This window comes from Paraburkholderia sp. BL23I1N1 (assembly GCF_003610295.1).
Taxonomy (GTDB): Bacteria; Pseudomonadota; Gammaproteobacteria; order Burkholderiales; family Burkholderiaceae; genus Paraburkholderia.
On record NZ_RAPV01000002.1, the window covers coordinates 450,118 to 475,850 of the forward strand.

At 62.2% G+C, this 25,733-nt stretch carries 21 protein-coding genes, 2 tRNA genes and 2 pseudogenes; 15 read left to right on the forward strand and 10 right to left on the reverse strand.

Annotated elements, in window-relative coordinates; all coding sequences use genetic code 11:
- Positions 1-16 precede the first annotated feature (16 nt).
- The gene (locus tag B0G76_RS34660) at positions 17-811 is read left to right on the forward strand and encodes an ABC transporter substrate-binding protein (RefSeq protein WP_120297293.1); all 795 of its coding nucleotides are present in this window, start codon (positions 17-19) and stop codon (positions 809-811) included.
- Between the two features lies 1 nt (position 812).
- Here B0G76_RS34660 and B0G76_RS34665 read toward each other — a convergent pair whose 3' ends face one another.
- Together B0G76_RS34665 and B0G76_RS34670 are read right to left on the reverse strand one after the other, a co-directional pair.
- Entirely contained in the window at positions 813-2,180 is a 1,368-nt protein-coding gene (locus B0G76_RS34665; protein ID WP_220700810.1) for an NAD(P)/FAD-dependent oxidoreductase, read from the reverse strand.
- Positions 2,177-2,836, reverse strand: a complete 660-nt coding sequence (locus B0G76_RS34670) for a PadR family transcriptional regulator (protein ID WP_120297294.1) — start codon at positions 2,834-2,836, stop codon at positions 2,177-2,179. The genes B0G76_RS34665 and B0G76_RS34670 overlap by 4 nt, the downstream gene beginning before the upstream one ends.
- Before the next feature lie 213 nt (positions 2,837-3,049).
- Between B0G76_RS34670 and B0G76_RS34675 the strand changes: the two genes are divergently transcribed.
- Positions 3,050-3,895: an AraC family transcriptional regulator gene (locus B0G76_RS34675; RefSeq protein WP_409076779.1), complete on the forward strand. Its 846-nt coding sequence runs from the start codon at positions 3,050-3,052 to the stop codon at positions 3,893-3,895.
- Between the two features lie 28 nt (positions 3,896-3,923).
- Here the strand turns inward: B0G76_RS34675 and B0G76_RS34680 are convergent, their stop codons facing one another.
- The 3 genes from B0G76_RS34680 to B0G76_RS34690 form a co-directional block, all read right to left on the reverse strand.
- Positions 3,924-4,511 (reverse strand): LysE family translocator, encoded by a 588-nt coding sequence (locus tag B0G76_RS34680; RefSeq protein ID WP_120297296.1) that lies wholly within the window; start codon positions 4,509-4,511, stop codon positions 3,924-3,926.
- A gap of 86 nt (positions 4,512-4,597) precedes the next feature.
- Entirely contained in the window at positions 4,598-5,344 is a 747-nt protein-coding gene (locus B0G76_RS34685) for a UPF0149 family protein (RefSeq protein WP_120297297.1), read from the reverse strand.
- Positions 5,345-5,478: 134 nt separating this feature from the next.
- Positions 5,479-5,554 (reverse strand) — tRNA-Lys (locus tag B0G76_RS34690).
- 199 nt (positions 5,555-5,753) lie between these two features.
- Here B0G76_RS34690 and B0G76_RS34695 point away from each other — a divergent pair.
- Both B0G76_RS34695 and B0G76_RS34700 read left to right on the forward strand, forming a co-directional pair.
- Positions 5,754-6,158, forward strand: a complete 405-nt coding sequence (locus B0G76_RS34695; RefSeq protein WP_120297298.1) for a PaaI family thioesterase — start codon at positions 5,754-5,756, stop codon at positions 6,156-6,158.
- A gap of 45 nt (positions 6,159-6,203) precedes the next feature.
- A complete protein-coding gene (locus B0G76_RS34700) occupies positions 6,204-7,079 on the forward strand; it encodes a patatin-like phospholipase family protein (protein ID WP_120297299.1) in 876 nt (291 codons plus the stop codon).
- 9 nt (positions 7,080-7,088) lie between these two features.
- Here the strand turns inward: B0G76_RS34700 and B0G76_RS34705 are convergent, their stop codons facing one another.
- Positions 7,089-8,102, reverse strand: a complete 1,014-nt coding sequence (locus B0G76_RS34705) for a D-2-hydroxyacid dehydrogenase family protein (protein WP_120298033.1) — start codon at positions 8,100-8,102, stop codon at positions 7,089-7,091.
- A gap of 388 nt (positions 8,103-8,490) precedes the next feature.
- Between B0G76_RS34705 and B0G76_RS34710 the strand changes: the two genes are divergently transcribed.
- Positions 8,491-10,359 carry a phosphoenolpyruvate carboxykinase (GTP) gene (locus B0G76_RS34710; protein ID WP_120297300.1) on the forward strand — a complete coding sequence of 623 codons (1,869 nt, stop codon included), beginning with the start codon at positions 8,491-8,493 and terminating at the stop codon, positions 10,357-10,359.
- A gap of 342 nt (positions 10,360-10,701) precedes the next feature.
- Positions 10,702-11,802, forward strand: coding sequence for a LysR family transcriptional regulator (locus tag B0G76_RS34715; RefSeq protein WP_120297301.1), 1,101 nt, complete (start codon positions 10,702-10,704; stop codon positions 11,800-11,802).
- 156 nt (positions 11,803-11,958) lie between these two features.
- On the opposite strand, the gene B0G76_RS34720 is transcribed toward B0G76_RS34715, so the two are convergent.
- From B0G76_RS34720 to dprA, 4 genes and pseudogenes are all read right to left on the reverse strand, one after another.
- Positions 11,959-14,637, reverse strand: a complete 2,679-nt coding sequence (locus B0G76_RS34720; protein WP_120297302.1) for a DNA topoisomerase III — start codon at positions 14,635-14,637, stop codon at positions 11,959-11,961.
- Positions 14,638-14,886: 249 nt separating this feature from the next.
- Positions 14,887-15,264, reverse strand: coding sequence for a thioredoxin family protein (locus B0G76_RS34725; protein WP_120297303.1), 378 nt, complete (start codon positions 15,262-15,264; stop codon positions 14,887-14,889).
- Between the two features lie 90 nt (positions 15,265-15,354).
- Positions 15,355-15,525: pseudogene (locus tag B0G76_RS45020) on the reverse strand (DNA-protecting protein DprA); the annotation flags it as partial.
- A gap of 288 nt (positions 15,526-15,813) precedes the next feature.
- A pseudogene (dprA, locus tag B0G76_RS45025) lies at positions 15,814-16,610 on the reverse strand (DNA-processing protein DprA); the annotation flags it as partial.
- Between the two features lie 243 nt (positions 16,611-16,853).
- Between dprA and def the strand changes: the two are divergent.
- The 9 genes from def (at position 16,854) to B0G76_RS34775 (ending at position 25,606) form a co-directional block, all read left to right on the forward strand.
- A complete protein-coding gene (gene def, locus B0G76_RS34735; RefSeq protein WP_120297304.1) occupies positions 16,854-17,357 on the forward strand; it encodes a peptide deformylase in 504 nt (167 codons plus the stop codon).
- Between the two features lie 31 nt (positions 17,358-17,388).
- Positions 17,389-18,375, forward strand: coding sequence for a methionyl-tRNA formyltransferase (fmt, locus tag B0G76_RS34740; RefSeq protein WP_120297305.1), 987 nt, complete (start codon positions 17,389-17,391; stop codon positions 18,373-18,375).
- A gap of 113 nt (positions 18,376-18,488) precedes the next feature.
- Complete coding sequence (locus B0G76_RS34745; protein WP_120297306.1) at positions 18,489-19,130, forward strand: LysE family translocator; 642 nt, start codon at positions 18,489-18,491, stop codon at positions 19,128-19,130.
- 103 nt (positions 19,131-19,233) lie between these two features.
- The gene (gene htpX, locus B0G76_RS34750) at positions 19,234-20,091 is read left to right on the forward strand and encodes a zinc metalloprotease HtpX (RefSeq protein ID WP_120297307.1); all 858 of its coding nucleotides are present in this window, start codon (positions 19,234-19,236) and stop codon (positions 20,089-20,091) included.
- Between the two features lie 194 nt (positions 20,092-20,285).
- Complete coding sequence (gene rsmB / locus B0G76_RS34755; protein WP_120297308.1) at positions 20,286-21,725, forward strand: 16S rRNA (cytosine(967)-C(5))-methyltransferase RsmB; 1,440 nt, start codon at positions 20,286-20,288, stop codon at positions 21,723-21,725.
- Entirely contained in the window at positions 21,722-22,321 is a 600-nt protein-coding gene (locus B0G76_RS34760) for a DUF4390 domain-containing protein (protein WP_120297309.1), read from the forward strand. Before rsmB ends, B0G76_RS34760 begins: the two co-directional genes overlap by 4 nt.
- Positions 22,311-24,725, forward strand: coding sequence for a PAS domain-containing sensor histidine kinase (locus B0G76_RS34765; protein ID WP_120297310.1), 2,415 nt, complete (start codon positions 22,311-22,313; stop codon positions 24,723-24,725). Before B0G76_RS34760 ends, B0G76_RS34765 begins: the two co-directional genes overlap by 11 nt.
- Positions 24,726-25,415: a response regulator transcription factor EsaR gene (gene esaR / locus B0G76_RS34770; protein ID WP_120297311.1), complete on the forward strand. Its 690-nt coding sequence runs from the start codon at positions 24,726-24,728 to the stop codon at positions 25,413-25,415.
- Between the two features lie 115 nt (positions 25,416-25,530).
- A tRNA-Phe gene (locus B0G76_RS34775) sits at positions 25,531-25,606 on the forward strand.
- Positions 25,607-25,733 lie beyond the last annotated feature (127 nt).

Sequence of the window (25,733 nt, forward strand, 5' to 3'; positions counted from 1 at the left end):
GGAAAAGGGACACGTTATGAAATTGCTCAAGCCTCTATTGGCGCTGGCCTGCGCATTCGCGTCGATTGCCGCGTCGTCTGGCGCGATCGCCGCGGACACATCCACGCTGCGTTTCGGACTCGAAGCGCAATATCCGCCGTTCGAATCGAAAGGCCCGAACGGTGAGTTGCAAGGTCTCGACGTCGACGTCGGCAATGCCGTCTGCGTCGCCGCGCATTTGACCTGCAAATGGGTCGAAACCTCGTTCGACGGTTTGATCCCCGCGCTGCAAGGCCGCAAGTTCGACGCGATCAATTCGGCGATGAACGCCACCGAGCAGCGTCGTCAGGCGATCGATTTCACCACCGTCGTGTATCGCGTGCCGACGCAACTGATCGCGAAGCGCGACAGCGGTTTGCTGCCGACGCCGGCATCGTTGAAGGGCAAACGCGTGGGCGTGTTGCAGGCGTCGATTCAGGAAACCTTCGCGAAGACGCATTGGGAACCGGCTGGCGTCACCGTGGTGCCATATCAGGATCAGAACCAGGTGTACACGGATCTCGTGGCGGGCCGGCTCGATGCCACGCTCGTTCTCGCGCCGGCTGGACAGACGGGTTTTCTGTCGAAGCCTAACGGCAAGGACTACGCGTTCGTCGGTCAGCCGGTGCGCGACGACAAGATTCTCGGCAGCGGCATCGCCTACGGGATTCGTAAGGGCGACACTGCGCTGCGCGATCAGCTGAACGCGGCGATTGCGAAGGTCCAGGCCGACGGCACGGTGAAGACGCTGGCGGCGAAATACCTCGGCAATATCGACGTGACGGCGAAGTAACTTACTGGCCTTGCCCGGCGGGCGCCGCCTGGCGATGGGCGCCGCGAAATTCGTTCTCGGCGTTGACCATGCGGCGCTTGAGCATCGGCACGTTGTTCACCACGCGCAAGCTGGTGCGCATTGCGCTCAACGCCATCCGTCCGACCACCGGCCGATGCAGCGCGCCGCTCGCATCGAACTGCTTGCGCGATTCCGCGACTGCGTGAAAACCGTAGCGGCGCATCTCTTCTTCGTAGCCCGCGACGGCGTCGTAACCCGACAGCTTGCCGTGTTGTGCATCGCCCAAACGCGAAGCAAGCAGCGCGGCATCGCGCAGCGCGGTGTTCGCACCCACGCCGCGGCCCGGCGTCATCAGATGCACCGCGTCGCCGAGGACGGTGACGTTGGTGGTCGGCCATGCGTCGACGGGAACCGACGTGCGTACATCGACGCTGAAGGCGGTGGACGGATCCGATGCGCGAATGAGGGCGCGTAGGTTCGGATGCCAGCCATCGGTGATCTGCGTTGCGAGCGCGAGCAACGCGGCCTGCCCGAGCGATGTGGGATCGGCCGGCAAGTTGTGCAATGCGCCCCAGACGGCCCACATCAGATAGTCGCGCGTGTTGTCGCAGAGCAATCCCGGCCAGCGCGAGAGCAGCTCGGCGTCGTTACTGCCGATGCCGTCCTTCATTCCGTTGCCGTCCGCGCGCCACGGAAATTCCATCACATGCACGATGCCGCCATAACCCTTCGGCGCGTTGATCAGCGTAATGCCGTCGAGTACCTTGGGCGGCAGTAGCGCGCGCGACGTTTCGTCCATGGGCACCTTCGCGCCGACGCTGACGATGCCGGTGTTTTCCAGCCGCGCGTCGGGCAGCAACTGGCGACGCACCTTCGAGCGCGCGCCGTCCGCGCCGATCAGCAGATCCCCGGTGACGTGCGTGCCGTCCGCAAAATATGCGGTGACGCTGCCGTCGGCATGCTGTTCGTACGACGTAAACGTCTTGTCGAAATGCACGTGCGCTTCGAGACCCGTGAGCAGCACTTGCCTGAGTGTCATCCGGCTGACCGATTTGCCGCCGCTCATCGATTCGTCTTCGAGCGGCACCGTGAGCAATTCGGTCATTCGCTCGGTCAGGATGTTGAAGTGACCGGGTGTGCGCGCGCAGGTGGCCAGAAAGGTCGCATACAGTTCGGGCGGAAGGCACGCTTCCAGCGACGCGAGCCCGTGCGCATTGATGCCGACGCGATAGCCCTGCAAGCTGTCCGCGCGCGTGCGGTCGCGTTCGTAGACATTCACGTTGATGCCGGCGCGCTTCAACCCGTGCGCAAGGCAGAGGCCGCCGGTGCCGGCTCCGATCACGATCACCTCCATGGGTTCACGGTTCATGATTTCGCCTCCTTTTTTGCGGCGGGTTGGGCCAGCCTGTACTTGTATTCGCCGGCTGGCAACGTGAAACGTTGAGCCATTTCGTCGATCCATTCCTGGCTCCAGGTCAGCGTGCCGGCCTTCAGATCGGTCACCACGCTGCGCACCCACTCCAGTTCGACAACCCGTTGCGCGCGCACCAGTTCGGCTTCGAGCAGGAAAAGCCGCGGCACCTGCATCCGGGTCGCTTCGTTCATGCCTTCGTCGAAGCGGATCAATTCCCTCTCCAGTGCGCCGATGCGCGTCTCGAGCTGGCGGCACACGTCGTCGGGCGAGAGCATCGGCAGGAAGGAGATGGCGGCCGGAAAGGCTGGGAATTCCCGGGCGGGTTGCGCAAGCTGTTCGCGCAGCCACAGACGGCCGGTGTCGCGGCCGGCTTCGGTGATTTCATAGACCGTGCGTTCGGGGAACGCGCCGTCGCGCTCCGTTTCGCGGATGGCGATCAGGTCGCCGCGCAAAAGGCGATCGATGGTTTGGTAGAGGCTGTTGCGCTGACCGACGTTGATCACCTCATCTTTGCCGCGTGCCTTGATGAGCTGCTGCATTCGGTAGGGATGCAGCGGCGTTTCAGTCAGCATGGAGAGGACGGCGAGGGCGAGCGGAGAGTGGCGGACCATAGTCAAAGTGGCTGCAAGTTAGTCATTGTTTGGCTAGTCATAATATAACTATGTATTTTGGGATTGGCAAGCACGAAAAGTCGGGGTTTTCGGTGGGCGTAACGTTTCCCGCGCTGGTCCGCGACGGATTGCGCCGTTAGGATGGGGGTTTGCGCCGACGAGCACAGGCGACGACGTTGCGATGGAATAAAGCGCATGACCGAGGAGCACGCGATGAGCGGGACGAATGACCGGAGTGAATCAGCGGTGACGGCTGCAGCGCCAAAGTTCTGGCGCGACGAAGCATTGCCGTTCATCGAGGCGCGTTCTATCGAAGACGGCCGCGAGGTCTGCTACGCCAAACATTCGCACGAGACGTTCTCGATCGGCGCGGTCACCGGTGGGCATAGCGTGTATGTGAATCGCCACGCGAGTGAATGGATCGGCGCCGGTGCGGTCGTGATGATGAATCCAGACGACGTGCACGCGTGTAACCCGGTCGCCGACGAGCGCTGGTCGTATCGGATGCTGCATGTGGATGTGGAGTGGCTCACGGGTTTGCAACACGACTTGGGTTTCAGCGACAACCACGCGTTTCGCGCTTTCTCGCAGACCATGATGATGGACCCGTCGTTGTTCGACGGGTTGAACCGTCTATACGCGACCCTCGTCGACGACGATAGCGAGCCCATGCGCAAGGAAAGCGCCGCGCTCATGTTCTTTTCGGACGTACAGCAGACGTTGAATCCGGCACCCTTGCCGGATGAAGATGCGAGCAGCCAGGTTGCACGAGCCGCCGAATTCATCGCCGAAAACTGCACCCGTGCATTGAAGCTGGAAGACGTCTGCCAGGCGGCGGAGCTTTCCGCCTCGCACTTGATCCGCGCGTTCAAGCAGCGTTATGGCATGACTCCGCACGCGTATCTGATCAATCGACGCATTCAATACAGCCGCGCGCGACTTCGGCGCGGCCACCCGATAGCGGACGTGGCGCTCGACGCGGGCTTTGCCGATCAGGCGCATTTGCAGCGGACCTTCAAGCGGCTGGTCGCCGCTACGCCCGGGCAGTATCGCAGTTGACTTCCGGACGTGTGTTCCGCGGTCCGCGTCACGCTATCAGCAGATACAACGCGCTTGCCGCGAGCAAAGCCCCCATCACACGATTGAATAGCCGCACGCGCTTCGGCTCCTGCAAGTATCGACGCAGGAACGTGCCGGCATACGCCCAACTGGCGATCGACAGATAGCAAATCACGAAGTACACGACGGTGAATTGCCAGACGAGCCGGCCGTCGCCATCGGCCGCATAGGCGGCCATGCCGGCCAGTGAAGCGATCCATGCCTTCGGATTGAGCCATTGCATCGCCGCGCCGTAGGCGAATGATGGCCCTCGAGCGGGTTTGTCCGCGCCGAGCCTGCCGTCATCGACGGTGAGTTTGTAGGCCATGTAAAGCAGAAAGCCGACGCCCGCCCATTTGACGACGTCGATCAGATTGGGGAAATGCGCGAGCAACGCATGCAGACCCAGACCGATGAGCAACAACAGCAGCGTGAATCCGACGGTCGCGCCGGTCACATGCCGCATGCTCGCGGCGAATCCATGCTGGGCGCCGGCGCTGAGTGCGACGACATTGACCGGACCGGGAGAAATCGACGAGGCCAACGCGAAGGCGGCCATGGAGAGTAAGACAGTCATCTGATGCCTCGATACGTGAGTGCGCAGGATTTGCGACGCTCAACGGTATCGGGCGATAGGGCGGGGTGTATTGAAGGAAATTGCTGTCAGTGAAGCGCCGCCGCCGCGCCGCAGCACTTCTTGAATTTCTTGCCACTGCCGCAGGGACACGGATCGTTGCGGCCGACCTTCGGTTCGGCGCGCTGAACGGTGGTGGCCAGCGTCCGTTCGTGAACGGCCTGACGGTAGGGAAGCCAGAAACGATAGATTGCAGCGATGCTGGCGGGGATCTGTTTGGTGAGGGCTTCGCATTGCTCCGGTGTGTCGACTAAATCTAGCACTTCGTCCGTGAGATCCAGTGCGCCCATCAGGCGAATCGGCTCCAGCCATTCCCGACCCTGCTCGCTATCGAATAGCGCTTGCCAGTCTTGGCGGACGAGCATGAGACCTTGCATGAAGCCCATTGCCCATGCTTCGCTGTCAATGTATTCGCGGCCACTGTCGTCAATGCGGCTGACGCCAAATACCGGCTCGAACCCATCGGGGTCGTTCTCAATCTCGGCAATGATGCCGTTCATATACCGCGGGATCAGTCCGAGGATGTGCTGCGCCTGATCCATTGTTTCGAATGCGGGCGTGTCGTTTTCGCTGGGTCCCCAGATGCCCGGCAGCCAGTAACTCGGCGGTACGGCAGTCGGCCCGATGATCATCGCGGTCAGATAACCGTCCAGGCCCATGATCGTGAGCGTCTCGTCCGACGTTATGTCGGAAATCAGAAACTCATCGAGTTCGTCGAACTCTTTTTCGGAGAGCGGGGCATCCAGATCGCCCGGGCTTAACTTTGACTTGGACATAGTGAGGCTCCGGCGCTTCAAATCGTGGATCCCGATGACAGCTCGGGGGAATAAGGAGTCGGCCTGCTCTCATGGTACCGGCGCCGCAAAGCAAAAAGCCCAGTCGCAAGGACCGGGCTTTTTGTTGAATTCTTTGGTGGGGCGTGACAGATTCGAACTGTCGACCTACGGATTAAGAGTCCGCTGCTCTACCAGCTGAGCTAACGCCCCAACAGAAGCGAAATTATGCAGTAACTTTCCGAGATTGCCAAGTCCCTTTAGTAGATTTCTTATAAAAATCCTGACCGGGCGCCCCAGCGCGTGCGCGACCTGCCGTCAGGCACCGGAAAGGCGCATGGATCGCTGTCCGGTATCATGTCGCGGACATCTGCCGCGCGAACCGTCGCGCGGCTTTCGACCGGGAATCGCCATGGATGACAAAGAGATTATCGAACTGCTCGACCGCATCCTCGCGCCTTGGGTCCGCGCGCTCGCGCTGACGCCGGTCAAGGTCGACGAAGAAAGTGCGACTTTGCGTCTGCCATTTTCCGGCGGGCTGCGCCATTCCGGCGGTGTGATCTCCGGGCAGGTCTTTATGGCGGCCGCCGACACGGCAATGATCGTCGCGATTTCGGCCGCCCTCGGCGGCTTCAAACCGATGAGTACCGTCTCGCTCAATATCAGTTTCATGCGCGCGGTTCGCAACGGCGACGTGATGATCACCGCGCGCGTGCTGCGCATGGGCCGCAACCTCGTGTTCGGCGAAGTCGAGTTATTCGACGAAGCCGGCAACATGGCCGTCCATGCCACCACCACCTACGCGCTGTTCGACTGAAGCCTGAAAACGGGCCCGCAAGCCGTATTAGAGGAAAAAGCCAAGATGTTCGATCAGGTTGTATTCGCCGGCGGCGGCAATCGCTGCTGGTGGCAAGCGGGATTCTGGGACGTGGTGCAGCCCGAGCTGCATATTCGTCCGCGCGTCATCACTGGTATTTCGGCCGGCGCCGCCACCGCGTGCATGCTCTACACGCGCGATTCCGACTGGGTCATGCGCTATTACGAAGACGCGCTGCGCCACAACACCCGCAACGCGTACTGGGGCAATCTGCTGCGTGGCGAATCGGTTTTTCCACATTACCGGATCTACCGGCAGGCGCTGCTCGACATCTACCGCGACAAATTCTCGACACTCGCCAGCGCGCCCGAAATCCGCATCGGCGTGTCGCATCTGCCGCGCTGGCTCGGCGCGCGAAGCGCGGTCGCCGCGGGCCTGATCGCGTACAACATCGAGAAATACGTGCGCAAAACGCTGCATCCGACGCTGGGTCAGACCCTCGGCTTTCATCCGGAATTCGTGCGCGCGCAGGATTGTGCGACGGTCGAAGATCTCGCCGATCTGATTCTGCAATCGTCGAGTACGCCGCCGTTCACGCCAGTCTTGCGGCGCAACGGGCGGCCCGTGCTCGACGGGGGGATGGTCGACAACGTGCCGGTCGGCGCGCTCGACGCCGATGCGCCCGGCAACGTGCTGGTGATGGTCACGCGGCTCTATCCCCGGCCGCAGATGTTCGTCGTGCCGCATGGCGTGCAGCAACGGCTCTATGTGCAGCCGTCGCGCAAGGTACCGATTTCGAGTTGGGATTACACGAGCCCGTCGCAGATGGTGCATGCGTACAACCTCGGTCGCGTCGACGGCGAGGTCTTTCTGGAACGCATGGCGGATCTGCTGGAAGCCGGGGCGCACGAAGCGCGCTGAGCTGGGCGCCTAACGCCGACGCCCGCCCTGCAACGCTTCCGGATTCGCCACGCTGGCCGTGTCGCCGGCGTCGAAAGCCAGAATGTTCTGGAATGCCGCGGTGAAATACAACTCGTAGCTCTCGCGTTCCACGTAGCCGATGTGCGGCGTGCAGATCACATTTTCCATGCGCAGCAGGCTGTACCCCTGCAGAATCGGCTCGCTTTCGTAGACATCGATCGCGACCATCCCCGGACGGTTGTGCGACAGCGCGTTCACCAGCGCGTTGTCGTCGAGCAGTTCGGCCCGGCTCGTGTTCACGAGCAATGCGGTCGGCTTCATCCGCATCAGGTCTTCCTGCTTGACGATGCCGCGCGTGTCGTCATGCAGACGCAGATGCAACGACAGCACATCGCTTTGCTCGAACAGCGCCTCGCGGCTCTTGGCCACACCATATCCGTCCGCGCTCGCCGCTTCGCGCGAATGCTCGCGGCCCCAGATCAGCACATTCATGCCAAAAGCCTTGCCGTATCCGGCAAGCAGCCGGCCGATCTTGCCGTAACCCCAAATCCCCAGCGTCTGGCCGCGCAATACCTGGCCCAATCCGAAGTTCGGCGGCAGTGCCGATGTCTTCAGGCCGGACTGCTGCCAGGCCCCTTGCTTAAGGTTTGCTACGTATTGCGGAATCCGCCGCTGAGCCGCCATGATGAGTGCCCAGGTCAGTTCGGCCGGTGCGATCGGCGAGCCGCTGCCTTCCAGCACGGCGATGCCGCGCTCGGTACAGGCCGCCAGATCGATATGGCTGGAAACTTTTCCGGTCTGACTGATCATGCGCAAACGCGGCAACTTGTCGAGTAGTTGCGAGCTGATGCGGGTGCGTTCGCGAATCAGGACGAGGGCGTCGACTTCGGAAAGGCGGCTCGCCAGCTGACCGAGACCGCGGACGGTATTGTTGAAAACCTTGACCTCGTGGTCGGCCAGCAGTTGAAAGCAGTCGAGCTTGCGGACGGCGTCCTGGTAATCGTCGAGAATTGCAATCTTCATGGTATGTGTCTTGCGGCGCACCATAGCGGTGCGGAACGGAGTGTTATGCTGACTGTCCCACCATGTGACCCAGGTCACATGTCGGTCTGGCTGAATGCCTTACTGTAGAAGCTGCCGCGAAGAACGGCAGCGCCACGGCAAGGCCGATTGACATCGTTTTTAACAGTTTGTTGCGTGTTGAGGCAAGTCGCTTTACAGACGGTTGCAGACGACCGTCGGCAAGGTCGTTCACCGGCGCCTCCACACAACAGGCCGTATAGCCCACGATGACCTGCACAATTGCGCGTCGGTTTGTAGAAAAGTCGATGCCACGAATTGAATGCCTCTCGCATGCAGCATTGTTGGGCTTGTACCGTTTTTCTATTGCTTTCAAAACGGAGACAAGTCGATGAATCATCCCTTATTCGAAGGAAAACCCACTGTCGAGGTGTCCGCAGCGGCGCCAGCGTGGGTCAAGCACCGAAAATTGATCGAATGGGTCGAGCGCGTTGCCGCTATGACCAAGCCCGATCAAATCGTCTGGTGCGACGGCTCGCAAGAGGAGTACGACCGCTTATGTGCCCAGATGGTCGAAGCCGGCACCCTCAAAAAACTCAATCCCGCCAACCGTCCCAATTCCTACCTTGCGTGGTCCGATCCGTCGGACGTCGCGCGCGTCGAAGAGCGCACCTTCATCTGCTCAAAACGCCGTGAAGATGCCGGGCCAACCAACAACTGGATCGAACCGGCTGAGATGCGCTCGACGCTCGACGGCCTGTTCGACGGCGCCATGCGCGGCCGCACCATGTACGTGGTGCCGTTCTCGATGGGGCCGCTCGGTTCGCCGATCGCGCACATCGGCGTCGAATTGAGCGATAGCCCCTATGTGGCCACCAACATGCGCATCATGACGCGCATGGGCCGCAAGGTGTATGAGGTGCTGGGCGAAGACGGCGAGTTCGTGCCGTGCGTGCATACGGTCGGCGCGCCGCTCGCGGCGGGCGCGAAAGACGTGCCGTGGCCGTGCAACGACACCAAATACATCGTCCATTTCCCCGAATCGCGGGAAATCTGGAGCTATGGCTCAGGCTACGGCGGCAATGCGCTGCTGGGCAAGAAGTGCTTCGCGCTACGCATTGCGTCCACCATGGGCCGCGACGAAGGCTGGCTCGCCGAACACATGCTGGTTCTCGGCGTGACGTCGCCGGAAGGGCGCAAGCATCACGTCGCGGCGGCGTTTCCGTCGGCGTGCGGCAAGACCAACTTCGCGATGCTGATTCCGCCGGAAGGCCTGAACGGCTGGAAAATCTCCACGATCGGCGACGATATTGCATGGATCAAGCCGGGTAAGGACGGCCGTCTGTACGCGATCAACCCGGAGGCCGGCTATTTCGGCGTCGCACCGGGCACGAGCGAAAAGACCAACTTCAACGCGATGGCCACGCTGAAGGAAAACGTCATCTTCACGAATGTGGCGCTGACCGACGACGGCGACGTCTGGTGGGAAGGCATGACCGACGAGCCGCCCGCGCATCTGATCGACTGGCAGGGCAAGGACTGGACGCCGGCGAGCTCGAAGGAGAGCGGGCGCAAGGCCGCGCACCCGAACGCACGCTTTACGGCGCCGGCCTCGCAATGTCCGTCGATCGACGCCGACTGGGAGAACCCGGCGGGCGTCCCGATCGACGCGTTCATTTTCGGCGGCCGCCGTTCCACCACCGTCCCGCTCGTTACCGAAGCGCGCAACTGGGTCGAAGGCGTCTACATGGCGGCGACCATGGGCTCGGAAACCACCGCGGCGGCGGCGGGGCAGCAAGGCGTGGTGCGCCGCGATCCGTTCGCGATGCTGCCGTTCTGCGGCTACAACATGAGCGACTACTTCGGGCACTGGCTGAAAACCGGCGAACGTCTCGAGCAACTGAACGCGAAGCTGCCTAAGATCTTCTGCGTCAACTGGTTTCGCAAGGGCGCGGACGGCAAGTTCGTCTGGCCGGGCTTCGGCGAGAACATGCGTGTGTTGAGCTGGATGGTTGGGCGCATCGAGGGCAAGGCGCATGGTGAAGAGCACGCGTTCGGTGTGTCGCCGCGTTATGAAGACATCGACTGGAGCGGCCTCGATTTCAGCCGCGAGCAATTCCAGCAGGTGATCTCAGTCGACGACGCCGCCTGGCGCGATGAACTCGCGCTGCATACCGCGCTGTTTGACACATTGCAGCAAGGCCTGCCGCCGGCTTTGACCGAGGCAAAACGCGCGCTTGAGGGAAAACTCGCTGCCTGAATACGTGAGTATTCACTTCGCATGAAAGCCGCCTTCGGGCGGTTTTTTCTTTTTCATTCCGACCCCGTATTGCGACTTTTTCTGATTTCGCAATGCCGGGGCGCCTTTGCATCTGTTCGAACAAAAAAGATAGTGCAAGCTGCGGCGCAGCAGATTGTTGCTCTTGTTGGAATAATCGGGACCTCTGCCTCACACTTGGGAGCACAGTGGTACAAATATCGACAATATTTCCGCTTCGGCGGGCAACTTCTGCACGATTTCGCGAGTCGTAGGAGAATTCCAAGTTCGCTTCACTGGTTTTCACTAATTGTCAGGAAGCTGTAACACGGCAGGAGTTGTCCCATGGATCATTTGCAGTCGATGCGAGTTTTCGTCAGAGTGGCGGATCTCGGCAGTTTTGCCCGCGCTGCGAGCGCGATGGATATTTCCAACGCAGTTGCCACCCGTCACGTTGCCGATCTCGAAGGCCGCCTTGGTACGCGGCTGCTCAATCGCACAACTCGCAGCTTGTCCCTGACCGAATCCGGCCAGGTTTATCTTGAGCGCGCACGCCAGATTCTCGACGAACTGGAAGACGTCGAGCAGATGGTGGTGGCGCGCAATCACGAACCCGTCGGCACGTTGCGAATAGTCGCACCGGTCGTGTTCGGGTTGCATAACCTCGCGCCCGTCCTGCAGACGTACGCGCAGCGTTACCCGAAGGTCATTCCCGATGTCACGCTGGTTGACCGTCAGGTCGATCTGGTCGAAGAAGGTTTCGACGTGGGGGTGGTGGTCACGCGACAGATGCGCAGCGCGAGCATTGTCACGCGGCGTTTGACCACCGGCTGTATGACGGTGTGCGCGACGCCCGCGTATCTCGAAAAGCACGGTACGCCCGCGCGTCCCGAGCATCTTCTTGAGCATCCGTGCCTGAGCTTGCCGTCCGAGTACTGGGGCGACGAGCGTGTATTTACAAGCTCGGAAGGCGAAGTGCGGGTGCGTCCGTCGAACGTGATCGTGGCTAACAACACGGAAATGCTGCGGCAGTTCGCGTTGCTCGGTATGGGCATCGCGATTTTGCCGAGCTATCTGATCGGCCGCGACATGACGCGCGGCAGGCTCGTGCGTTTGCTCGGCGATTTCCGTTTGCCGCAGGTTGAGATCAACATCGCGTATCCGAGCCGTCGCCACCTGCCGGCAAAGGTGCGTACGTTTATCGATCATCTGGTCGAGCATTTCAGCCAGACGCCGAACAGTCTGCTCGGCGAGCAGTGGATCAAGGACGGCCTTGGCAGGCCCGCCACGTCCCCAGCGCTCGATTCGGCGGACCCCATGCCGCCGGAAGCGTTCGATGGCGCTGAGCCGCTGTCACGGCTGCTGGATAGCGAGTTGTCGCCGATGCCGAAGACCTTGGCAAAGACGACGAATCGTCCGCGGCCCACCGCGCTGTCGCCGCTGTAACTAGTTGGGCGTGGGGGGCGGGCAGCGCTTGAGGTAAGCGCCGTCTGGCCGACAAATAAAAAGGCGCAGTCACGTACGTGACTGCGCCTTTTTTCGTGGCACTAACCGGGTTAGTGTTGGCCAGAAGCTGAAAGCTCTTCCGGCCAACCGCCCGAATTACGAACCGGTCTTGCGCGCTGCCGTTTTCTTGGCAGGTGCCTTCTTGGCCGCCGCGGTTTTGCTAGCCGTGGTCTTGGTCGCGGCCGCTTTCTTCGCGGCTACCTTCTTGGCGGCCGGCGCAGCCTTCACTGCGACCGGTGCGTCTTCGTCATCCGACTCCGCCGCGGCCTTCGCTGCAGACTTAGCCGCCGCGGTCTTTGCTGCTGTCTTGGCCGACGGTTCCTTCTTCTCGAATTCGAAGCCGATCTTGCCGTCGTTCTGCTTGACGAGGAACGCCTTGAAGTTGCGGCCGGTGCGCGAAGACTTGAAGTTCGTCAGCAGGTCGGTGCGGCCTTCTTCGAGCAATTTCGCCATCTGCTCACGCGCGATTTCCTGCTGCAGAATCACCTTGCCCGAGCGGAAGTCGCACGTCTTCGGATTGGCAACCGAGTTCTCGCAGACATAGCTCATGCCGTGTTCGAACACGCGACCCTGGCACTTCGGACACGCGCCAACGGCTTGTTGATCGGAGAAGTCAGGCGGTTCGCCATCTTCACCGCCGGAATCCTGACCGAAGTCGAATTCGAGCTTGTAGTTCTTGATCTCGTCGTCGAGCGAGAGTTTCAGGATCGCGGAGAACGGACGGCCCATCTTGCTGCGGAAACCCGACAGCGGTCCGATCGTCTTGTTCTGCAACAGCTCTTCAACTTCCGGAATCTCGAACTGACGTCCGCCCGGAATCTTCGAAATCGAGAACTCGCACTTCGAGCACGCGAAGCGCCGGTAGTTTTCCTTTACCTGGCCACCGCAATTCGGACACGGCGTCTGCAACGTCGCGTAATCGCCCGGGATCGTGTCGGAATCGTACTCTTTCGCGCGCTTGACGATGGTCTGCGTCATGCGGGCGATTTCCTGCATGAACGCGTCGCGCGGCAGGTTGCCACGCTCCATTTGCGAGAGCTTGTATTCCCACTCGCCGGTCAATTCCGGCGCGGTCAGTTCTTTCACGCCGAGACCGCGCAGCAGCGTCATCAGCTGAAATGCCTTGGCGGTTGGAATCAGATCGCGACCTTCGCGGATCAGATACTTTTCACCCAGCAGGCCTTCGATAATGGCGGCGCGCGTGGCCGGCGTACCAAGACCCTTGGCGGCCATGGCTTCGCGCAATTCGTCGTCTTCGACGAGCTTGCCCGCGCCTTCCATGGCCGACAGCAAGGTCGCTTCGTTGTAGCGTGCAGGCGGTTTCGTGACCAGTTGCTGCGCGGCGATCTTGTCGGTCTTGACCTTCTCGTCTTTTTGCACCGGCACGAGGTTGGCGTCTTCACCGCTGATCTCGCGGCCATAGACCTGCAACCAGCCCGGTTCGACCAGCACCTTGCCTTCAGTCTTGAAGTGATGGCCGACCACTTCCGTGATCCGCGTCGTCACCCGGAATTCGGCGGCTGGGAAGAACACCGACAGGAAGCGCTTCACCACCAGGTCGTAGAGTTTCTGTTCCGGCTCGGACAGATTCTTCGGTGCTTGTGCCGTCGGGATGATTGCGAAGTGATCGCTGATCTTCGAGTTGTCGAAGATGCGCTTGTTCGGCTTCACCCAGCCCTTGTCCAGCACCTGCTTGGCAAACGGGAGATAGTTGTTGCTCTCCTTGAGCATGCCCAGCGTTTCCTTGACCGTATCCATATAGTCTTCCGGCAGCGCGCGCGCGTCGGTGCGGGGATAGGTCAGCACCTTGTGCTTTTCGTACAGCGCCTGAGCGAGGCCCAGCGTGTTCTTGGCCGAGAAGCCGAAGCGGCCGTTGGCTTCACGCTGCAAGCTGGTCAGGTCGAACAGCGCCGGCGACAGTTGCGTCGACGGTTTCGATTCTTCCGTCACCGTGCCGATCTGGCCACGGCAGGCCGCGACGATCGTTTCAGCCGCGGGCAGCGCCCACAGACGTGAATCGCGCTTTTCAGGATCGAACTCGTCACGCTTGAATTTCGGATCGAACCAGCGGCCTTCGTAGAAGCCGCCCGCGCAGACGAAATCCGCCTTCACTTCCCAGTAATCGCGCGGCACGAAGCGGCGAATCTTTTCTTCGCGCTCGACGACGATCGACAGCGTCGGCGTCTGCACCCGGCCGACCGTGGTCAGGAAGAAGCCACCGCCCTTGCTGTTGAACGCGGTCATGGCCCGCGTGCCGTTGATGCCGACCAGCCAGTCCGCTTCCGAGCGGCAGCGCGCCGCATCGGCGAGCGGCTGCATTTCTTCGTCGCTACGCAGACGGGCAAAACCGTCGCGGATCGAACCGGCCGTCATGGATTGCAGCCACAGGCGCTGCACCGGTTGCTTGGCTTTCGCGTGTTGCGCGATCAGGCGGAAAATCAGCTCGCCCTCGCGCCCCGCGTCACATGCGTTAATCAGGCGGTCGATGTCTTTACGCTTGAGCAGCTTGGTCAGCACCTTCAGGCGCGACTCGCTTTTGGCGATCGGATTCAGATCGAAATGCGGCGGAATGACGGGCAAGTTGGCGAAACTCCACTTGCCGCGTTTGACTTCATAATCTTCGGGCGCGGCGATTTCCAGCAAGTGGCCGACTGCCGAGGAAAGGACGTAGTCGTCGCTTTCGTAGTATTCGTCATGCTTGGTAAAGCCGCCCAAAGCGCGCGCGATGTCGTTCGCGACGGAAGGCTTTTCGGCGATGATCAGTGCTTTGGACATGACTCGATGTGAGGTTGGTAGATCCGGGTTGATGGCCTTGAGTGCGCTTTTACCAGCGCGACCCTCGTTTGCGACCTTTGCGACCCAATAACGACCGCTTTATAGCACACGGCGCGAGAGCGACGTGTCAAGTGCCATTAAAAGCGCGCCATGATAATTGCGTGCCCATTAACTGGGCACGCTATGGAAAACGCGCCGTGTACCGCCCGCAATGCCCGTGCCGTAAGGTTCAACGGCTGATTGCCAGCTTCACGCGACGGCCAGCGCGGGCCTTAATTTGGGCGCGCCGCTGACGCCGGGCACAGCCGTCAGGTCAGACAACATCCGCTCCACAATCGCCGCCTGCGGCAAAACCGTGCCAAAAAAACGTGTCGTTACTGAGTCTTCGATCAGGACGGTCGGGAAATTCTCGACATCCAGGTCTTCGAAACGGTCCGCATGGGTTTCGATGTCGATCCAGGCGAAACAGATCTCCGGATGCTTGTCCGCCAGCCGGTCGAAGGCCTCGCGATACTCGCGGCAGGTCCCGCACCACTCCGCGCACAGGCAGGCAACGAACAGCGTGTCGGGCTGATTGACGCGCTCGGCGATCCGGTCTTGGTCGGTGTCGAGATTCAGCGCGGGCATGGTCGTTCCTTGCGTACTTTTATCGGGTGCTTTGACGCGAATGTAGCATGGCCGATCCCGAATCGTGGGCAACCCATGGTCCATACGGGGTCAGCTATGAGTCGCTCGTGTGAAGCGGCCGCCGGGCAGTGCGGTCACCTGGCCGGCGAGTTCGAGCTGCAGCAGCGTGTTTTGCAATGCCGCGTCACCCATCTCGGTGCGGGTGGCAAGAATTTCAAGCGTGGCGGGGGCATGACCGAGTGCGTCGAGGAGTTGCAGTGCCTCGGTGCTCATGGCCGGCGGGGCAGCGGCTGATGCATGCGCCGCGCTTAACTCCTGCGGGACCGTCGCTGTGTGGGCCGTCGGCAAATCCGGCTGAACCTTTTCTCGCGTAGGCTTCTTCGCCGGTTCACGCGTGCTCGTGACGTCCCAAAGAGCCGTCTGCTTGCTGGCGGGTTTTGTTGGCGCCGGCCTGGCGAAGCCCAATTCCTCCAGCACCTCATCGGGCGTTTCCACCAGCTTGGCACCCTGCTTGATGATGCGATGACAACCGCGCGACAACGGTGCGTGGATCGAGCCGGGCAACGCGAATATATCGCGCCCCATTTCATTGGCAGGCCGGGCCGTGATCAGCGAGCCCGAGCGCATGGCGGCCTCGACGATCACAACCCCGTTGACAAGGCCGGCGATCAAACGGTTACGTTGCGGAAAATTGGCGGCGCGCGCCGGCGTGCCGAGCGGCCATTCGGAAAGGATGGCGCCTTGCGCCGCAATCTGCCGCGCCAGCGCGTGATGCGCGGACGGGTACACGAGGTCCGCGCCGGTGCCGATCACGGCCACTGTGCCGCCGACGCCTTCCAGGCCGCCTCGATGCGCGCACCGTCGATACCCAGCGCCAGCCCCGACACGACGGTGACGCCGGCTTGCAAAAGCTCGCGCGCGAAGCGCTCCGCGTCTTCAGCGCCTTGTGGCGTCGCGCTGCGGCTGCCCACCAGGGCGACCGCCCTCGTATGCAACAGATCCAGCCGACCCTTTATATATAGTAGCGGCGGCGGATCGGGCATGGTCAGCAACGCGGGCGGGTAGGCCGGATCGTCAAGTGTCGTCACGTGGTTGCCGGGCTGCTCGTGCCAGGCGATTACCGCGTCGAGCTGCATGTCGAAGTCTGGGCCGGGCGGGGCCAGCACGGCGCGCGCCGCAGTCTCGCCGGCAATCTCGGCAAGTGCCTTGAGCGATTGATTGAAAATCGCTTCCGGCAGTCCAAAAGCGCTCAGCAGTAAACGCAGCGCAGCGGGTTTCAGACCCGGTGCGAGCGAAAGCCGCAGCCAGGCGGCGAGTTCAATTTGGATTGCGGGCAAGGTACGCATTGAAAGTCGATCCTCTTACAGGGCCAGCGGGCTGGCAGGCGCCATGCTAAAATTTTCATCATCCGAAATAACTGCAGCGCCGCGCCCACCCGCGCGGGCTCGTCGTTTAGCGCACGTGGCGCGTTGAACCGAACCGGTTCGACACCCCCTAGCGTCTGCGTAACGCGATGCGCCCACAACCTGGCCGAATGGCCAACGCTAGCCTTCCACCGGGCAGCGGCGCCTAAAAACACACTCAAGATCATGGCTTTACTGAACATCATCAATTACCCGGACAAGCGGCTGCACAAGATTGCCAAGCCGGTCGAAGTGGTCAACGACCGCATTCGCCGGCTCGTCGCCGACATGGCCGAAACGATGTACGCCGCGCCCGGCGTCGGTCTCGCGGCGACCCAGGTGGACGTGCACGAACGCGTGGTTGTGATCGACGTGTCGGAAACGCACGACGAACTGCTCGCTTTCATCAACCCGGAAATCATCTGGTCGAGCAACGAGAAGAAGCTCTCGGAAGAGGGTTGCCTCTCGGTGCCGGGCATTTACGACAACGTCGAGCGCGCCGAGAAAGTGCGCGTGCGGGCGCTGAACGAGAAGGGCGAAACCTTCGAGCTGGATTGCGAAGGGCTGCTGGCCGTGTGCATTCAGCACGAAATGGATCACCTGATGGGCCGCGTGTTCGTCGAGTACCTGTCGTCGCTGAAGCAGACGCGCATCAAGAGCAAGATGAAGAAGCTCGCCCACGCGATGTAATGCGCGTTCACCTCGCCTATCGCCCCCGTTCATGAGTCATTCGTTGCGCGTCATCTTTGCCGGTACGCCGGAGTTCGCCGCGGCCGCGCTGGCCGCGATCCACAGCGCCGGTTTTCCGGTGCCGCTCGTGCTGACCCAGCCCGACCGGCCCGCGGGACGCGGGATGAAATTGCAGGCGAGCCCGGTGAAGCGCTACGCGCAGGAGCATGGGCTGACCGTGGCGCAGCCGACTTCGCTGCGCCGCACCGGCAAATATCCGGCTGAAGCCGCCGCTGCGATCGACCAGTTGCGCGCCACACCGCACGACGTGATGGTGGTGGCCGCATACGGCCTGATCCTGCCGCAGGAAGTGCTCGATATTCCGCCGCTCGGCTGCATCAACATTCATGCATCGTTGTTGCCGCGCTGGCGTGGCGCCGCGCCGATCCATCGAGCGATCGAGGCGGGCGACGCCGAAACCGGCATCACGCTGATGCAGATGGACGTCGGCCTCGACACCGGCGCGATGATCTCTGAAGCACGCACGCCGATTTCCGGCGACGACACCACAGCCACCTTGCATGACCGCCTTGCAGAAGACGGCGCGAAGCTGATCGTCGAAGCGCTGATCGAACTGGAGCGCAGCGGCAAGCTGGCGGCGACGCCGCAACCCGCGGACGGCGTGACTTACGCTGAAAAAATTGGCAAGCACGAGGCCGCGCTCGACTGGCGCAAGCCGGCCGCGGTCCTGGCGCGCCAGGTGCGCGCGTTCGATCCGTTCCCGGGTGGCGTGGCCACGCTGGAAGACGGCACGTCGATCAAAATCTGGGCGGCGAGCCCAGTCGAGGCGCACGGCAACAGCGCGCCCGGCACGGTCGCCGAGGTCTCGCCCGACGGTGTCGTAGTCGCCTGTGGCGAAGGCGCACTGTGTCTCACGCAACTGCAAAAGCCCGGTGGCAAGCGCATGCCGGTGCGCGAATTCCTGGCCGGCGCAACGCTGGCCGCGGGTCAGCGTTTCCAGCTTCCCGAAGCAAAATAACCGCTCGGCGCCTACCTTGAACATCGTCCTTTCGGCGGGTGTTCAAGAGCCCCGCCACGACCCTGCGGCGCGTTAGAATCCTCTATGCAACGGCCCGCGTTTAGAGGATCCCCATGTTTGGCATCACCCATTTCGAGTTTTTTGTCGCCGCTGTGTTTCTGCTGAACGTGACGCCCGGTCCCGATACGGCTTACATCGTCGGGCGCAGTGTCGCGCAGGGCCGTGGCGCGGGCCTGATGTCCGCGCTTGGCATCTCCGCGGGCTGCTGCGTTCATTCGCTGGCTTGCGCGTTCGGCTTGACGGCGCTCCTCGCTGCTTCGGCCACCGCGTTCACGGTCATCAAGTTCGTCGGCGCTATCTATCTGATCTATCTCGGCGTGCGGCTGGTTTTTGCCAAGCCGGAGGCGGATCAGGCGGCGGGCGAAGCGCGCGCTGCCGGCGCGCCGAAATCGTTGCGCCAGCTGTTCCTGCAAGGCTTCTGGACCAATGTCCTGAATCCCAAGGTCGTGCTGTTCTTCGTGTCGTTCTTTCCGCAATTCGTCACAACGGGCAGCGACCATAAGGCGTTGGCGTTCCTCACGCTCGGCGTAGTCTTTGTGGTGATGAGCATGATCTGGAACAGTTTTGTCGCGTGGATTGCCGGTAGCGTGACCCGCCGTTTCTCCGGCAAGCCGTCGGTGAAGAAGTGGCTGGACCGCGGCGTCGGCAGCGCATTCGTCGGCTTGGGCATCAAACTCGCCACCGCATCAAGATGATTGAATTTTCCTCACGCGCCTATATCTAACATTTAGCTTACAATCAGCCGCCGCGATCATGCGGCGCAGATATGAACCCGCGTTAGGGCAAGGAGTTGCAGACATGTTCAATTGGGTCAAAACCGCGATGTTGATGGCCGCGATCACGGCCCTTTTCATCGTGATCGGCGGGATGATCGGCGGGTCGCGCGGCATGACGATCGCGCTCGTGATCGCCCTTGGAATGAATTTCTTTTCTTACTGGTTCTCGGACAAGATGGTCCTGCGCATGTACAACGCGCAGGAAGTGGACGAAAACAGTGCGCCGCAGTTCTACCGCATGGTGCGCGAGCTCTCCACCCGCGCCAATCTGCCGATGCCGCGCGTCTACCTGATCAACGAAGACGCGCCGAACGCGTTCGCCACCGGCCGCAATCCGGAGCATGCGGCCGTTGCCGCCACCACGGGCATCTTGCGCGTGCTGTCCGAGCGCGAAATGCGCGGCGTGATGGCGCATGAACTGGCGCACGTGAAGCATCGCGACATCCTGATCTCCACGGTTTCGGCAACGATGGCGGGCGCCATTTCCGCGCTGGCGAACTTTGCGATGTTCTTCGGCAGCCGCGACGAAAACGGTCGTCCGACGAACCCGATCGCGGGCATTGCTGTTGCGTTGCTCGCGCCGATCGCCGGTGCGCTGATTCAGATGGCGATCTCGCGTGCACGCGAATTCGAAGCGGACCGTGGCGGCGCGCAGATTTCCGGCGACCCGCAGGCGCTCGCCTCGGCCCTCGACAAGATCCATCGCTACGCGAGCGGCATTCCGTTCCCTGCCGCCGAGCAACATCCGGCCACCGCGCAGATGATGATCATGAATCCGCTGTCGGGCGGCGCCATCGCGAATCTGTTCTCGACGCACCCGGCCACCGAGGAGCGCGTCGCGCGTTTGATGGAGATGGCGCGCACGGGGCGCTTCGAGTAACGAGCGCACCGACCTGACGTAACGAGAGGCGAGTCTGCGGGCTCGCCTTTTTTGTTCGAGCGCAGGGAAATGCGGGCCGGCAGCGGCTACGGTCATTAGCAGTCATCCGGGCCTCAGCGGCCCCCGCCCCGCGCCACGCTACAATGTGTTCTGTTTGCGCCGCGCGTACCGTGCGGGCTGCCTTAGCCTTTTTCATGACTCCAAAGCCTTCTTTGCGTTCTGCTACTCCATCGGCGCGTCCGCGCGAATCCCGTCTGTCGATGCTGCATCTCGCGCCCGAATCGCTCGGTTTCGCGCTCGACTGCGCGGGCCAGGCCGTCGGCGCCGTGCGCCTCGGCGCGGCGTTGCCGGCCGCGCTGCAATCCGTATTCGTATCCGCGCCTGAAGGCAGCGTCGCCGCTGCGCGCGGTGCCGTGCAGGATATCGCGTACCGCACCATGCGGCGTCTGGCGATCGCGGAGTGGCTGATCGCGAAGCTGGTGAAGAAGGCGCCGCCGCCGCACGTCGGTCATGTGCTCGAGTGCGCACTCGCCTTGCTCGTCGACGACGAAGCGAACGCCGCCTATGCGCCGTTCACAGTTGTCGATCAGGCGGTGAGCGCCATTGCCGCGCGCCGTGAATTTGCGTTCGCAAAGGGTCTCGTCAATGCCGTGTTGCGCAATTTCCTGCGCGAGCGCGAGGCGCTGCTAAGCGCCGCGCAAGCCGACGAAGTCGCGCGCTGGAACTACCCGGCGTGGTGGATCAAGGCGGTCAAAGGCGCGTGGCCCGACGCGTGGCAAGCGGTGCTCGCTTCGGGCAATACGCAAGGTCCGCTGACGTTGCGAGTGAACGCACGCCGCTCGACGGTCGATGCCTATTTGCAAGTGCTGCACGACCATCACTTCCCCGCGGGCAGAGTCGGTGAGTACGCTGTCAGGCTCGCCACGCCGATGCCGGTCGACCGCATCCCCGGATTTAACGACGGTGTGGTCTCCGTGCAGGACGCCGGCGCGCAGCTCGCCGCCGAACTGCTCGGCGTGCGTGACGGCATGCGCGTGCTCGACGCGTGCGCGGCGCCTGGCGGCAAAACCGGCCATCTGCTGGAACTCGCCAATCTGCAGCTCGTGGCGCTCGAAAGCGACGCGTCGCGCGCGCGCCGCATCAGCGAAAACTTGCAGCGGCTCAAGCTCGAAGCGGAAGTGCGGATCGGCGACGCGGGCGCGCCGGCCAAATGGCACGACGATATCGACCAGCCGTTCGACCGCATTCTGGCCGACGTGCCGTGTTCTGCCTCGGGCATCGTGCGGCGTCATCCGGATATTCGCTGGCTGCGCCGCGCGTCCGATATTGCCGCGCTGGTGGCCGAGCAGCGCCGTATTCTCGACGCGCTATGGCCGCTCGTGAAGCCAGGCGGCGAGTTGCTCTACGTTACGTGTTCGATCTTTCCCGAAGAAGGCGAGTTGCAGGCACAGTGGTTTGGAAACAAGTATCAGGATGCGGTACGATTGGACGCGCCGGGGCAACTTTTACCCTCAGTCGCCCGCGCGCCCGCCGATACATCGGCCGGTTCCCATGCCGGACACGCCGCTGAAGATAGCGCCGGCTCGAACTCAGACCACGACGGATTTTTCTACGCGCGCTTTCAGAAACGGTGACCATCAAACGCTTTTTCCCGCTTCGGCTCGCTGCCGTGCTCTGGATCGTGCTGGCCATATGGCTCGCGGTACCGGGCGCGGCGTATGCCGATTCGATCGCGGTGCAGCGCGCCTCGCTGCAATCGGACAACACCGGCTGGAGCCTCGACGCGCGTTTCGACTTCGACCTGAACAGCAATCTCGAAGACGCGGTCAACAAGGGCATTCCGCTGTACTTCACGACCGACTTCGAGCTGAGCCGGCCGCGCTGGTACTGGTTCGACGAACAGCCGGTGAGCGTGTCGCAGAGCATTCGCCTGTCGTTCCAGCCGCTCACGCGTGAGTACCGTGTGTCGAGCGTGTCGTCGGGCGGGTTGCAGCTCGGCTTCACGACGCTGAAGGATGCGCTAGCCGTGATCAAGCACATCACATCGTGGCATGTGATTGACCGTAGTCAGGTGCGTGCCGGCGAGACGTACAACGCCTCGGTACGCATGCAACTCGACATTGCGCTGATGCCCAAGCCGTTCCAGATCGACGCGGTGAACAACCGCGACTGGAATCTCGCGTCCGAGTGGAAGCGTTTTACCTTCACGGTGACCGAACGTGCTAAATAGAGTGCGCCGCGCCACCAGTGTCAGCAGTATCGTCGTGCGCGTGCTGGTGTCCACGGTCGCCGTGACGGCCGTGCTGCTGCTCGTGCTGCTTGCAGCCGCGAGCGCGAACACCGAATTCTTCGACCGCTATTACCAGTGGCTGTATGCGGCCAACCTTGTGGTCGCGATGATCTTTTTGCTGGTGGTGGCGACGCTCGTCATCATCATCATTGCGCGGCTTAAAAAAGGTAAGTTCGGCACACGGCTATTAGCGAAACTCGCGTTTTTCATGGCGCTAGTTGGCGTGGTGCCAGGCGGGATTATTTACGTCGTCTCGTACCAGTTCGTGTCGCGCAGTATCGAGTCGTGGTTCGACGTGAACGTTGAAACCGCGCTGACCTCGGGCCTGAATTTGGGCCGCGGCATGCTCGATGCGTCGCTGTCCGATCTGCAGACCAAGGGCCGCTTGATGTCCGAGCAGCTCGCGAGCGCGGATGCCGCCGGCACCACGCTCACGCTGCTGCGCTTGCGCGACCAGTTCGGCGTGCAGGACGCGACGATCGTCGAACCTACGCGCAGCATGTCGGGCGCGACGCCGGATATGCACGTGGTCGCGCAGGCGTCCGGCAATTACGCGACGCTTGTGCCGAACGATTTGCCCACGCCGTTGATGATCGATCAGGCGCGCGGTCGCGGCTATGCGGCGATCGAAGGCGAAGTCGACGGCGATCCGCACGCGCACGGCAGCAAGGGCGCGCTGCGGCTGCGCATCGTGCAGCGCATTCCCGATTCGAACGCCTTGCTGCTGCAGCCCACCGAGCGCTTCCTGCAACTCACGCAGCCGGTGTCGCCCTCGCTCGCGCGCAATGCCGACGCGGTGCAGCGTGCCTATCGCGAGTATCAGGAGAAGGCGCTGGGCCGCACCGGCTTGCGCAAGATGTACATCGGCACGCTGACGCTCGCGCTGTTTCTCGCCACCTTCATCGCGATGATGCTGGCGCTCGCGCTCGGCAATCAGCTTGCGCGGCCGTTGTTCCTGCTCGCGCAGGGCACCAAGGAAGTGACCGAGGGCGACTACACGCCGAAGCGTGAAATCAAATCGCGCGACGAACTGGGCTTCCTCACGCAGTCGTTCAACGCCATGACGCGGCAACTGTCCGAAGCGCGCGCGGCGGTCGAGAACAACCGCATCGCGCTCGAGCACTCCAAGGCCTATCTGGAAAGCATTCTCGCGAACTTGACCGCGGGCGTGTTCGTGTTCGACAGGCAGTTCCGTCTCACCACGGCCAACCGCGGCGCCGAGCGGATTTTCCGCCAGCAGTTCCAGGAAGTACTGGGGTCGGCGCTGGAGCAGATCGGCGTGTTGAGCGAATTCGGCGGGATGGTGCGCAAGGCGTTTGCCGATCGCGAAGCCGCGAGCGGCGACGGTCACGACGATCGCGGCCACTGGCAGCAACAGTTCTCGGTGCAGGTGCCGGGCGAAACCGAGCCGCTCACCTTGCTTGTGCGTGGCGCGCGCCTTGTATCCGCCACCGACCGCGACGCCGAAGACATGCAGACTTCCGGCTATGTGATCGTGTTCGACGATATTTCGGATGTGATTTCCGCGCAGCGTTCGATCGCCTGGGGCGAAGTGGCGCGGCGTCTCGCGCATGAGATCAAGAATCCGCTCACGCCGATTCAGCTTTCCGCCGAGCGTTTGCAGATGAAGCTTGCTGACAAGCTCTCGCCGTCGGATGCCGATGTGTTGAAGCGCGGCGCGACCACGATCGTCAATCAGGTCGCGGCGATGAAGCAGATGGTCGACAATTTCCGCGACTATGCGCGCACGCCGCCGGCGGTGCTCGCGCATCTGCAGCTGAACGAACTGGTCAGCGAGGTGCTGACGCTGTACGGTATCGAGGAAGGCAAGGGCGCGATTCAGGTCGAGCTCGCGGATTTGCCGGCGATTCGCGGTGACGCGACACAATTGCGTCAGGTGATTCACAACCTGCTGCAGAATGCGCAGGATGCCGTGGCCGACGTCGAACAACCGCGTGTGCTGCTCGAGACGAGGACAGTAGAATACGGAGACCCCGACGCGGAAGGCAAAGTACATGTCGCGGTGCGTCTCACAGTGTCGGATAACGGACCGGGCTTCCCCGCGCGTATCCTCACACGTGCATTCGAACCTTACGTGACGACCAAGGCCAAAGGTACGGGTCTCGGTCTGGCGATGGTCAAGAAGATCGTCGACGAACACGGTGCGCGCATCGACATTCGCAACCGCATGAAAGCGGGCGATGTGATCGAGGGCGCGCAAATTTCGATCCTCTTCCTTCAACTGGCAGACGATGCCGCGGCACCTGGAGAGGGGCTGCGGCCGGCGCATGGCAACGCGTCGCAGGGAACGACAAAAGCAACAGTGCAGACAAAGGCAGCGTAAATGGCAACCATCCTGGTGGTAGATGATGAAATGGGCATCCGGGAATTGCTCTCGGAGATCCTGAGCGACGAGGGGCATGTCGTGGAGGCCGCGGAAAACGCGCAGGAAGCGCGCGAATTCCGCTTGCGCCAGGCGCCGGACCTGGTGCTGCTCGACATCTGGATGCCCGACACCGACGGCGTGACCTTGCTCAAGGAATGGGCCGCGCAAGGGCAGCTGACCATGCCGGTGATCATGATGTCCGGCCACGCAACCATCGATACGGCGGTTGAAGCGACCAAGATCGGCGCACTCAATTTCCTCGAGAAGCCGATTGCGTTGCAGAAGCTGCTGAAGGCAGTCGAGCAAGGCCTTGCTCGCGGCAATGCTGCGAGCACGCCGGGCGGCGCGGTCGCCAAGCCGGCGCTGCCGGTCAGCGCTTCGGCGGTGGCATCGGCGGCTGCGTTGCCGATGCTCTTGGCGGATGGCATGGGCAGCGGTGCGTTGGCCGCGCAAACGGCGTCGATCTCGTTCGACATTCCGTTGCGCGACGCACGCGATGCGTTCGAGCGCGCTTACTTCGAATACCACCTCGCGCGCGAGAACGGCAGCATGACGCGCGTCGCCGAAAAGACCGGGCTGGAGCGCACGCACTTGTATCGCAAGCTCAAGCAGCTCGGTGTCGATCTCGGCAAGAACAAAGGGGAGTGAACGGCTGCGCGATATGTGCAGGCGCACACAGGTGCCTGCAGGTTCGGCGTGGCAGATTTTTTCGAAAGGGGGCTTGCCGACCTGCTGACCCTTTGCTATTATCTCGTTCTTCGTTGGCCCGGTAGCTCAGTTGGTAGAGCAGCGGATTGAAAATCCGCGTGTCGATGGTTCGATTCCGTCCCAGGCCACCAGGATTCAGCCCTAGGAAATCGCAAGATTCCTGGGGCTTTTCCTTTTTTGCCCCGTTTATGACGGGCGTTCGTGACGGCATGGCTTGCTTGCCGCTTTGGCGGGCGTGCTCGGCGGTGTTGGGCGTCG

Coding starts and splice junctions, on each gene's coding strand:
- B0G76_RS34660 (WP_120297293.1), top strand. CDS start 17: ATGAAATTGCTCAAGCCTCTATTGGCGCTGGCCTGCGCATTCGCGTCG.
- B0G76_RS34665 (WP_220700810.1), bottom strand. CDS start 2,180: ATGAACCGTGAACCCATGGAGGTGATCGTGATCGGAGCCGGCACCGGC.
- B0G76_RS34670 (WP_120297294.1), bottom strand. CDS start 2,836: ATGGTCCGCCACTCTCCGCTCGCCCTCGCCGTCCTCTCCATGCTGACT.
- B0G76_RS34675 (WP_409076779.1), top strand. CDS start 3,050: ATGAGCGGGACGAATGACCGGAGTGAATCAGCGGTGACGGCTGCAGCG.
- B0G76_RS34680 (WP_120297296.1), bottom strand. CDS start 4,511: ATGACTGTCTTACTCTCCATGGCCGCCTTCGCGTTGGCCTCGTCGATT.
- B0G76_RS34685 (WP_120297297.1), bottom strand. CDS start 5,344: ATGTCCAAGTCAAAGTTAAGCCCGGGCGATCTGGATGCCCCGCTCTCC.
- B0G76_RS34695 (WP_120297298.1), top strand. CDS start 5,754: ATGGATGACAAAGAGATTATCGAACTGCTCGACCGCATCCTCGCGCCT.
- B0G76_RS34700 (WP_120297299.1), top strand. CDS start 6,204: ATGTTCGATCAGGTTGTATTCGCCGGCGGCGGCAATCGCTGCTGGTGG.
- B0G76_RS34705 (WP_120298033.1), bottom strand. CDS start 8,102: ATGAAGATTGCAATTCTCGACGATTACCAGGACGCCGTCCGCAAGCTC.
- B0G76_RS34710 (WP_120297300.1), top strand. CDS start 8,491: ATGAATCATCCCTTATTCGAAGGAAAACCCACTGTCGAGGTGTCCGCA.
- B0G76_RS34715 (WP_120297301.1), top strand. CDS start 10,702: ATGGATCATTTGCAGTCGATGCGAGTTTTCGTCAGAGTGGCGGATCTC.
- B0G76_RS34720 (WP_120297302.1), bottom strand. CDS start 14,637: ATGTCCAAAGCACTGATCATCGCCGAAAAGCCTTCCGTCGCGAACGAC.
- B0G76_RS34725 (WP_120297303.1), bottom strand. CDS start 15,264: ATGCCCGCGCTGAATCTCGACACCGACCAAGACCGGATCGCCGAGCGC.
- def (WP_120297304.1), top strand. CDS start 16,854: ATGGCTTTACTGAACATCATCAATTACCCGGACAAGCGGCTGCACAAG.
- fmt (WP_120297305.1), top strand. CDS start 17,389: ATGAGTCATTCGTTGCGCGTCATCTTTGCCGGTACGCCGGAGTTCGCC.
- B0G76_RS34745 (WP_120297306.1), top strand. CDS start 18,489: ATGTTTGGCATCACCCATTTCGAGTTTTTTGTCGCCGCTGTGTTTCTG.
- htpX (WP_120297307.1), top strand. CDS start 19,234: ATGTTCAATTGGGTCAAAACCGCGATGTTGATGGCCGCGATCACGGCC.
- rsmB (WP_120297308.1), top strand. CDS start 20,286: ATGACTCCAAAGCCTTCTTTGCGTTCTGCTACTCCATCGGCGCGTCCG.
- esaR (WP_120297311.1), top strand. CDS start 24,726: ATGGCAACCATCCTGGTGGTAGATGATGAAATGGGCATCCGGGAATTG.